The sequence below is a fragment of the Phocaeicola massiliensis B84634 = Timone 84634 = DSM 17679 = JCM 13223 genome (assembly GCF_000382445.1).
GTDB lineage: Bacteria > Bacteroidota > Bacteroidia > Bacteroidales > Bacteroidaceae > Phocaeicola > Phocaeicola massiliensis.
In genome coordinates this window covers 243497-252078 of sequence record NZ_KB905472.1, presented here as the reverse complement: position 1 = coordinate 252078, position 8582 = coordinate 243497, and the positions used below count along the sequence as shown (strand labels likewise).

The following is an 8582-nucleotide window of genomic DNA, read 5'->3' as shown; positions in this document are numbered from 1 at the left end:
TCTTTCTTTGTAGCGGGACCCGGGATTGAACCGGGGACCTCATGATTATGAATCATGCGCTCTAACCAGCTGAGCTATCCCGCCATCATTTCTGATTTGCGGGTGCAAAGATAGAGCTTAATTTTGAATTTCACAAGCCTATTCTAAACTTTTTCTTCATAATAATGTTTTTTATCTCAATAAATACTACATTTCAGACAATTAAAAAGCAAAAAAACAATGTATTTATTATGTGAATATAGAAAATTTGGTTTATTTTGCCTGCAGAAACTTTAAATAAGCTAACACCTATGGGAAAAGAAAAAATTCGTTTAGAATACATGTTGAAAGCCGGCTCCGGTAATGTCGTCTGGTCCATAATAAGCACCCCATCAGGCTTAGAGACTTGGTTTGCAGATAAAATAACATTCAAAGATAAAGTATTCACCTTCAAATGGGGTAAAACGGAAAGTCGCGAAGCAGAAGTAATAAACTTCAGAACGAACAGTTTCATACGGTTTCATTGGCTGGATGATGAAGAGCCGAAAGCTTACTTCGAACTGAAAATGGTATATAACGAACTGACCGGAGACTATATGCTGGAAGTTACAGATTGGGCAGAACCCGATGAAAAAGAGGACGTTAAAGAGCTGTGGGACTCTGAAATAGAAAAGTTGAAACGAGTAAGTGGACTGTAATTCTTTAAAAATATTCAAAACATAACTCTGCTCTCCATTTTTTATGCTAATTTTGTACCTTGATAGTTGCACAAAATGGAATAATGCTACGCATAAAAAAATTAGATATATTTATCCTTAAGAGCTTTTTGATGCTCTTTATTGGAACTTTTTTCATTTGTCTCTTCATCTTCATGATGCAGTTCTTATGGCGATATGTAGATGAATTGGTGGGAAAAGGTCTGGAGATGAGTGTATTGGCTCAGTTCTTTTTTTACTCGGCCCTTACATTGATACCCTTGTCATTACCCTTAGCCATCCTGTTGGCTGCACTGATGACATTCGGCAATTTCGGAGAACGCTATGAATTGCTATCTATGAAAGCAGCAGGTATCCCTCTGCTGCGAATTATCCGTCCCCTCGTATTTTTCTGTCTGTTTCTCAGTTGTATCTCTTTCTACTTTCAGAATGTAGTTGCGCCAAAAGCCCAGATGAAATTGTGGACATTATTGGTATCCATGAAGCAGACTTCACCAGAACTTGACATCCCGGAAGGAGTCTTTTATGATGAAATCGAAGGATATAATATATATGTAAAGCAGAAAGACCGCAAAACAGGAATGTTGAAAGATATACTCATCTACAACTTCTCCGATGGATTTGAGAATGCACATATCATTTGGGCTTCAGAAGGCAAGATGGAAATGACTGCCGACAAACAGCATCTTTATCTTCATTTATATAATGGTGAACAGTTTGAGAATTTGAAATCGCAAAGCATTTCTTCGAATAATGTTCCCTACCGACGCGAAACTTTCAGAGAAAAACATACTATTATTGAATTCGACGGAGGTTTCAACATGGTTGACGGAAGTTTCCTTAGCGACCGTTCGGACAGCAAAAACATGGTAGAAATCAGTCATTCTATTGACTCTTTGACTTTTCGGGGAGACAGTATCGGACGAAGCCTCTATTCGGAAATTAAATCGTCTGCTTACCGAGACATTGATTTGACCAAGAAAGACTCTGTCAAAATGATAGAAAGCCACATGACCATTATTAACGCAGACAGTTTATTCAGCTCGTATACTTTATCCGAAAAGGATAAAACGCTGGGCAATGCTGCCGAGAGAGCTGAATCTCTTGCTTCGGAATGGAACATGAAAAGTTACCCTACCACGGATGTAGACAACAATATCCGCAAGCACAAAGCAGACTGGCACAAGAAAATCACTCTTTCACTTAGTTGTATGATTTTCTTTTTCATCGGCGCACCATTGGGAGCTATTATCCGAAAAGGCGGATTGGGTATGCCGGTGGTTATTTCCGTATTGATTTTCGTAATCTATTATATCATTGACTCCGGTGCTACGCGTGTGGCAAAAAGTGGTGAAATGGATATGGTATTGGGAGTATGGATGAGTACGCTGGTTTTGGCACCATTAGGTGCTTTCTTCACCTACAAGTCCAATAATGATTCTGTGGTGTTCAATGCCGAAGTATATATCAACTTCTTCCGCATGCTGTTGGGGTTACGTCCGTCACGCCATGTATTTAAAAAAGAAGTTATCATAGAAGACCCGGATTATCCGAATATCCTGGCCCGGCTCGATGACTTGTGTAATGAATGTCAGATATATGACACCGAACATAAATTGTCAGGTGCTCCCAATTATTATCGTATATTCACCAATAGCGGACATGACGATAAAATTGCCAGAATCAGCGAGAAAATGGAGCATCTCATAGAAGAACTTTCGAATAGTAAAGACGGCACATTGCTGAACTTTATGAATAAATACCCCATCCTGTCTACTAAGGCTCACAAGAGTCCGTTCGACAACCGATGGCTGAACTTGCCGGCAGGTCTCATATTCCCAATAGGTGTATTCTTTTATTTCCGTATCTGGCGCTTCCGCCTGAGACTGGACAAAGATTTGAAGAATATCATAAAGACCAGCCGCGAAATTCAAGATAGAATAAAAAATGAATCATTTATAATTTGACTATGGAAGATTTCAAACTGAATACCATTGAAGAAGCAATAGCAGACTTCCGTGAAGGTAAATTTATCATTGTAGTAGACGATGAAGACCGTGAAAACGAAGGTGACTTCATTATCGCTGCCGAAAAGATAACTCCCGAAAAAGTGAACTTCATGCTAAAAGAAGGTCGCGGTGTGCTATGCGCCCCTATTACATTGGAGCGTTGCGCCGAGTTGGAACTTGAAAAACAAGTTAGTAACAATACCTCTATATTAGGAACTCCTTTCACAGTCACCATCGACAAATTGGAAGGCTGCACAACCGGCGTCTCGGCTCATGACCGTGCCGCTACGATTCAGGCATTGGCTGACCCAAATTCAACTTCCGCTACTTTCGGACGTCCGGGACATATCAATCCTTTGTATGCACAAAATAAAGGTGTATTGAGACGTGCGGGACATACTGAAGCGGCTGTCGACATGGCACGTCTGGCAGGACTTCAGCCTGCTGCAGCCCTTATCGAGATAATGAACGAAGACGGCTCGATGGCTCGTATGCCTCAGCTGATTGAAAAGGCCCGAAAGTTTGACCTGAAAATCATTGCCATCCGTGACCTCATTGCTTATCGCCTGAAAAGTGAATCCCTGGTAGAAAAAGGTGTAGAAGTAGACATGCCTACCGAATACGGTCACTTCCGTCTGATTCCTTTCCGTCAGAAAAGCAACGGCTTGGAACATATTGCCATCATTAAAGGCGAAATAAAAGAAGGAGAACCGGTATTGGTACGTGTACACTCTTCATGCGCCACCGGTGATATTTTCGGTTCCATGCGTTGCGATTGCGGCGAGCAGCTGCACAAGGCTCTCCAAATGATAGAAAAAGAAGGCAAAGGAGCAGTAGTGTATCTGAATCAGGAAGGAAGAGGAATCGGTCTGATGGAAAAGATGAAAGCTTATAAACTGCAAGAAGACGGTATGGACACCGTGGATGCCAATATCTGTCTCGGTCATCAGGCCGACGAACGCGACTATGGTGTAGGAGCCGAAATACTACGCAGTATCGGCATCACCAAAATGCGTCTTCTCACTAATAATCCCGTAAAACGAGTCGGTTTGGAATCCTACGGCTTATCTGTAGTAGAAAACATCCCCATCGAAACAACGCCCAATAAATACAATGAACGATATCTGAAAACAAAAAAAGACAGAATGGGGCACACTTTACACTTTAGCAAATAATATTTCTACATATCGGGCAAAATCATATCTTTTTTAATATGATTTTGCCCGATTCACTTTCATAATTGAGATATAATAACTTATTTTGCAGCAAGTAAACTTAAACACATAAAAAACAATAGCAATGAACCAATTATCAGACCGCCTGAATCGTTTGTCTCCATCAGCAACGCTGGCAATGTCACAAAAAAGTAGTGAGTTAAAAGCTCAAGGAGTTGATGTAATTAACCTGAGCGTGGGTGAACCGGATTTCAATACCCCCGACCATATCAAAGAAGCAGCGAAGAAAGCAGTAGATGATAACTTCTCAAGATACTCTCCCGTGCCGGGATATCCTGCACTTCGCAATGCTATTGTGGCCAAGCTGAAAAATGAAAACGGACTGGACTATACTGCAACGCAAATTTCTTGTGCCAACGGAGCCAAGCAATCGGTTTGCAACACCATCATGGCTTTAGTCAACAGCGGTGACGAAGTTATCGTTCCGGCTCCTTATTGGGTAAGTTATCCTGAAATGGTAAAACTGGCAGACGGTACTCCTGTGATTGTAGCAGCCGGCATCGAACAAGACTTTAAAATCACTCCGGCTCAACTCGAAACAGCTATTACCCCCAAGACCAAAGCTATTATTCTTTGTTCACCGTCTAATCCGACAGGCTCTGTTTACAGCAAAGAAGAGTTGGCCGGCCTGGCAACAGTATTGGCAAAGCATCCTCAGGTATATGTAATAGCAGATGAAATCTACGAGCACATCAATTACATCGGCAAGCACGAAAGCATTGCCCAATTCCCTGAAATCCATGACCGTGTGATTATCGTGAACGGTGTGTCGAAGGCGTATGCAATGACCGGATGGAGAATCGGTTTCATTGCCGGTCCCGAATGGCTGGTCAAAGCAGTGAATAAACTGCAAGGACAGTACACATCAGGTCCTTGCTCTGTTTCTCAGAAAGCCGCTGAAGCTGCATACACAGGAACTCAAGCTCCGGTGGAAGAAATGCGTAAAGCATTCGAACGCCGTCGTGACCTGATTGTAAAGTTGGCTAAAGAAATACCGGGATTTGAAGTAAACAACCCACAAGGTGCTTTCTACCTGTTCCCAAAATGTGATTCATTCTTTGGAAAAGCAGCGGGTGACCGACAAATCAACAATTCGGATGATTTAGCCATGTATCTGCTCGAAGTGGGTCATGTGGCTTGTGTAGGCGGTGCTTCATTCGGTGCTCCCGAATGTATTCGTATGAGCTATGCCACTTCCGATGAAAATATCGTTGAAGCAATGCGCCGCATTAAAGAAGCATTGGCTGAACTGAAATAACCGTTCATATCCCCATCAAATAAAATGGCTGCTCTCATTGAGAACAGCCATTTTTCTTTTTAAACCTTGACGGATTGTATTATCCCTGGCTAATAGCTTCTGAAGGGCATACATCAGCGCAAGTTCCGCATTCTGTACACATGTCAGGATTGATAGAATACTTATCACCTTCAGAAATTGCTCCTACCGGGCATTCATCGATACAAGTACCGCAAGCGATACAATCGTCACTAATTACGTAAGCCATTTTCTTTAAATATTAAATTATTAGTACTAATTGATGGAACAAATATACAGCTTTTATCCATTAGTTGTCATATAGACATTACAATATTACACTAATTTGTATTTAATCTAAATACGTTTACTTTGTCATTGCCTGATACATAACTTGTTGGATACGTGGACGAATATTTAACCTCATCAACTGTTTATGGTCAAAGGGACGGGGATAAATACGATTACTCAGAAAAACAAAGACTAATTTATTCTTCGGATCAGCCCATGCACATGTACCCGTAAAACCGGTGTGTCCCACTACCTCTGCCGGAGCCTCGGCAGCACAAGGACTCTTTGCCTCATTTTTCTTGTCAGGTTTGTCAAATCCGAGTCCTCTACGACTTATCTTAGAAGTGTGAGTAAGGAACAAGTCACAAGTTTCCTTGCTCAGATAGCGTACTCCTTCATATACTCCACCGTCTATCAGCATCTGATACACCTTAGCCACATCACCGGCCGTAGAAAACAATCCGGCATTACCCGATACCCCGCCCAAGAATGCTGCCGACTCATCATGCACATACCCCTGCAACATACCTCCTTTACGCAGATAATCAGCTTTCACAGTAGGCACTATTTCATCTTTAGCAAAACGGCGCAAAGGCAGAAATAAAGTATGCTCCATCTTCATCGGTTTATAAAATTCTTTTTGAAGAAAAATATTCATCGGTATCTTTGTTATATTCTCCACTATCTCTCTCAGCAATATGAAATTCAAATCACTATAACGATACCTCCTGTCTTTCAAAGGCACTCCGGCTATTTGTTGCAACACCGAATCACGAAAAGAACGATGCAGATACATACTATCTGACACCAATAAAGGATAATCCGATGAAAAAACTTTCGACACCAGTTCTTTCTTATATCCGAAATGATCAATGACAAACAGGCGTGTATCTATCTGTCTATGATGGCCGGCATCCGGTCTCGTCCTATAAAAAGCTCCCGTATAGCTTTCTTCATCTATCGCTTTCTTATAGAACGGCCAAAATGCAGGTAGCCCGGACTGATGCATCAATAATTCTTCAATAGTGATACGCTCCTTACCTGTCCCCTTCAGCACAGGAATATAATCTGAGACACGATCAGTCAATCCGAACTTCCCGTTATCATACAGTTTCATGACAGCTAACAGAGTGGCGGTAGTTTTGGTCAGCGAAGCCAAATCATATAAATTATCAGCCTCAACCTCCTTAGACTTTTCATAAGTAAAGGTTCCGAAACATTTATCATATACCGGCACCCCATCTTTCAAAATCAAAATCTGACAACCGGGATAAGCCTTCGCTTTGATTCCCTCAAGGGCTATCTCGTCTATTCCCTTCAATACAGCAGAGCTCATGCCATAATCTTCAGGTTTGTAAATGCGAGAGACCTTAGGACTCATGGTTACTCCGTCACCCGGTTTGAATAAATCGGAAACTGCCACAGACAGACGTCCGTCCGCCACGGCTCTTCCCGCCATTACATCTGCCACCTGACGCTGAATTTCAAGCTCATCCGTATGTCCCAACACAACTGCTGCTGCTTTTTTCCAACATACCTCCATATCCGACATAGTCTTCAAAGGCATCAGATATACATAAACAACAGGCAGGCTGTCGGGCAGTTTTTCCAACATCGGCTTATACTTATTATAATCATTAGAGTTAATGACTACAATGACACGCTGGCTGTTTACCAACTCTTTCCTAATGGCTGACATCGAATCGGATGTTGCCATAATACGCCTCAGAGGTAAATACTGTTTCAAGCGACTGTAGAACTCAAGTCCGGAGGAAGGCTTTCCGATATTCAATACTGTAGTGCCGCGCAACTTGGCATCCAGAGGCAAAACCCCGCCGGTATTATTGACAACGGTAATAGCTGCTTTCTGCAAACGGCTAATTAATTCTGCCACTTCCGTACGATTCAATCGTTTATCAAGTCCCGATATCTGAACATGAGGCTTCGTCTTTAGCCCTAAAGCATATTTATAAGTTAATACCTTGCGACATTTCTCTGTTATCTCCTTTTCAGAAAGCCAGCCACTTTTTACGGCTTCCAATACTCCGTTCAGTTCTCTTTTCAGATTGCGAGGAGCCAACAACAAATCATTACCCGCCTTCAACGCTTTAGCACACAGGTTCTCATTTTGAGAAACCCCTTTCATTTCGAGTGCATCTGTAAACACCAATCCTCGGAAACCCAACTCCCGACAAAGCAGATTGTCAATAACATGAGCAGACAATGAAGCCGGATTCTTTCCCAATTCAGGAACTTCCAGATGACCGGCCATAATCCCTCCCAATCCGGCATGGATTACCTCCTTAAACGGGTAAAGTTCAATACTATCCAAACGGGCACGGTCAAAATTCAGCACAGGCAACGCCTTATGAGAATCCACTTCCGTATCTCCATGTCCCGGAAAATGCTTGGCTACAGAAAGTACTCCTCCATCCTCCAATCCACGAGAATATGCAACCACTTTTTGAGCAACGTTTTTAGGATCACCGCCAAAAGAGCGAGTATTGATGACAGGGTTGCGCGGATTAATATCCACATCGGCAACAGGAGCAAAATTAATCTGTACACCTATTTCTTTGCACTGACGGGCAACTTCCTTACCATATTCATAAAGCAATTGATTATCCTGAATACAGCCCAATACCCTGTTGCGGGGAAAACGGGGAGTATTCTTCAGCCTCATCGCCAATCCCCATTCGCCGTCAAAAGCAATAAACAAAGGTACTTTCGATAATTCTTGTGCGTAGTTGGTCAGTATTGCCTGATTCCCCACCTGTCCGCCGGAGAACAGCAAACCGCCCACCTTATATTCCTTAACAGCATTATATATGTTCGCCCGGTTAGACTGCGTATTGAGAGGAGCGACTGTATGTATAAATAACTGTCCTATTTTCTCTTTCAAACTCATTTCCGACAATTGCTTCTCCACCCATTCACGACATTCCGCACTGTCAGCCCCACCTCTTCTCAAAACATTAGGCACTTGCTGGGCATACAAAGAAAGCCCGAATATACATAATACATATAGTAAAATGATTTTCTTCATTCGATTACAGTTAAGTCACTCTTTTTTTATTATTTCACATTCTTCTTTACT

The 8582-nt window shown here is 42.1% G+C and carries 6 protein-coding genes and 1 tRNA gene; 4 read left to right on the top strand and 3 right to left on the bottom strand.

Annotated elements, in window-relative coordinates:
• Positions 1-10: 10 nt before the first annotated feature.
• A tRNA-Met gene (locus HMPREF1534_RS17780) sits at positions 11-84 on the bottom strand.
• Positions 85-290: 206 nt separating this feature from the next.
• Between HMPREF1534_RS17780 and HMPREF1534_RS17785 the strand changes: the two genes are divergently transcribed.
• The 4 genes from HMPREF1534_RS17785 to HMPREF1534_RS17800 all read left to right on the top strand — a co-directional run bounded on the left by HMPREF1534_RS17785 (position 291) and on the right by HMPREF1534_RS17800 (position 5197).
• Positions 291-677: an START-like domain-containing protein gene (locus HMPREF1534_RS17785; protein WP_005935892.1), complete on the top strand. Its 387-nt coding sequence runs from the start codon at positions 291-293 to the stop codon at positions 675-677.
• A gap of 83 nt (positions 678-760) precedes the next feature.
• On the top strand, positions 761-2662 hold the full coding sequence (locus tag HMPREF1534_RS17790; protein WP_005935889.1) for an LptF/LptG family permease: 1902 nt from the start codon (positions 761-763) through the stop codon (positions 2660-2662).
• Between the two features lie 2 nt (positions 2663-2664).
• Positions 2665-3879 carry a bifunctional 3,4-dihydroxy-2-butanone-4-phosphate synthase/GTP cyclohydrolase II gene (locus tag HMPREF1534_RS17795; protein ID WP_005935886.1) on the top strand — a complete coding sequence of 405 codons (1215 nt, stop codon included), beginning with the start codon at positions 2665-2667 and terminating at the stop codon, positions 3877-3879.
• 124 nt (positions 3880-4003) lie between these two features.
• Positions 4004-5197 (top strand): pyridoxal phosphate-dependent aminotransferase, encoded by a 1194-nt coding sequence (locus HMPREF1534_RS17800; protein ID WP_005935884.1) that lies wholly within the window; start codon positions 4004-4006, stop codon positions 5195-5197.
• Positions 5198-5276: 79 nt separating this feature from the next.
• On the opposite strand, the gene HMPREF1534_RS19575 is transcribed toward HMPREF1534_RS17800, so the two are convergent.
• Positions 5277-5444, bottom strand: coding sequence for a DUF362 domain-containing protein (locus HMPREF1534_RS19575; RefSeq protein ID WP_005935882.1), 168 nt, complete (start codon positions 5442-5444; stop codon positions 5277-5279).
• Between the two features lie 117 nt (positions 5445-5561).
• Positions 5562-8531, bottom strand: a complete 2970-nt coding sequence (locus tag HMPREF1534_RS17805) for a glycoside hydrolase family 3 N-terminal domain-containing protein (protein ID WP_005935878.1) — start codon at positions 8529-8531, stop codon at positions 5562-5564.
• Positions 8532-8582: the final 51 nt, after the last annotated feature.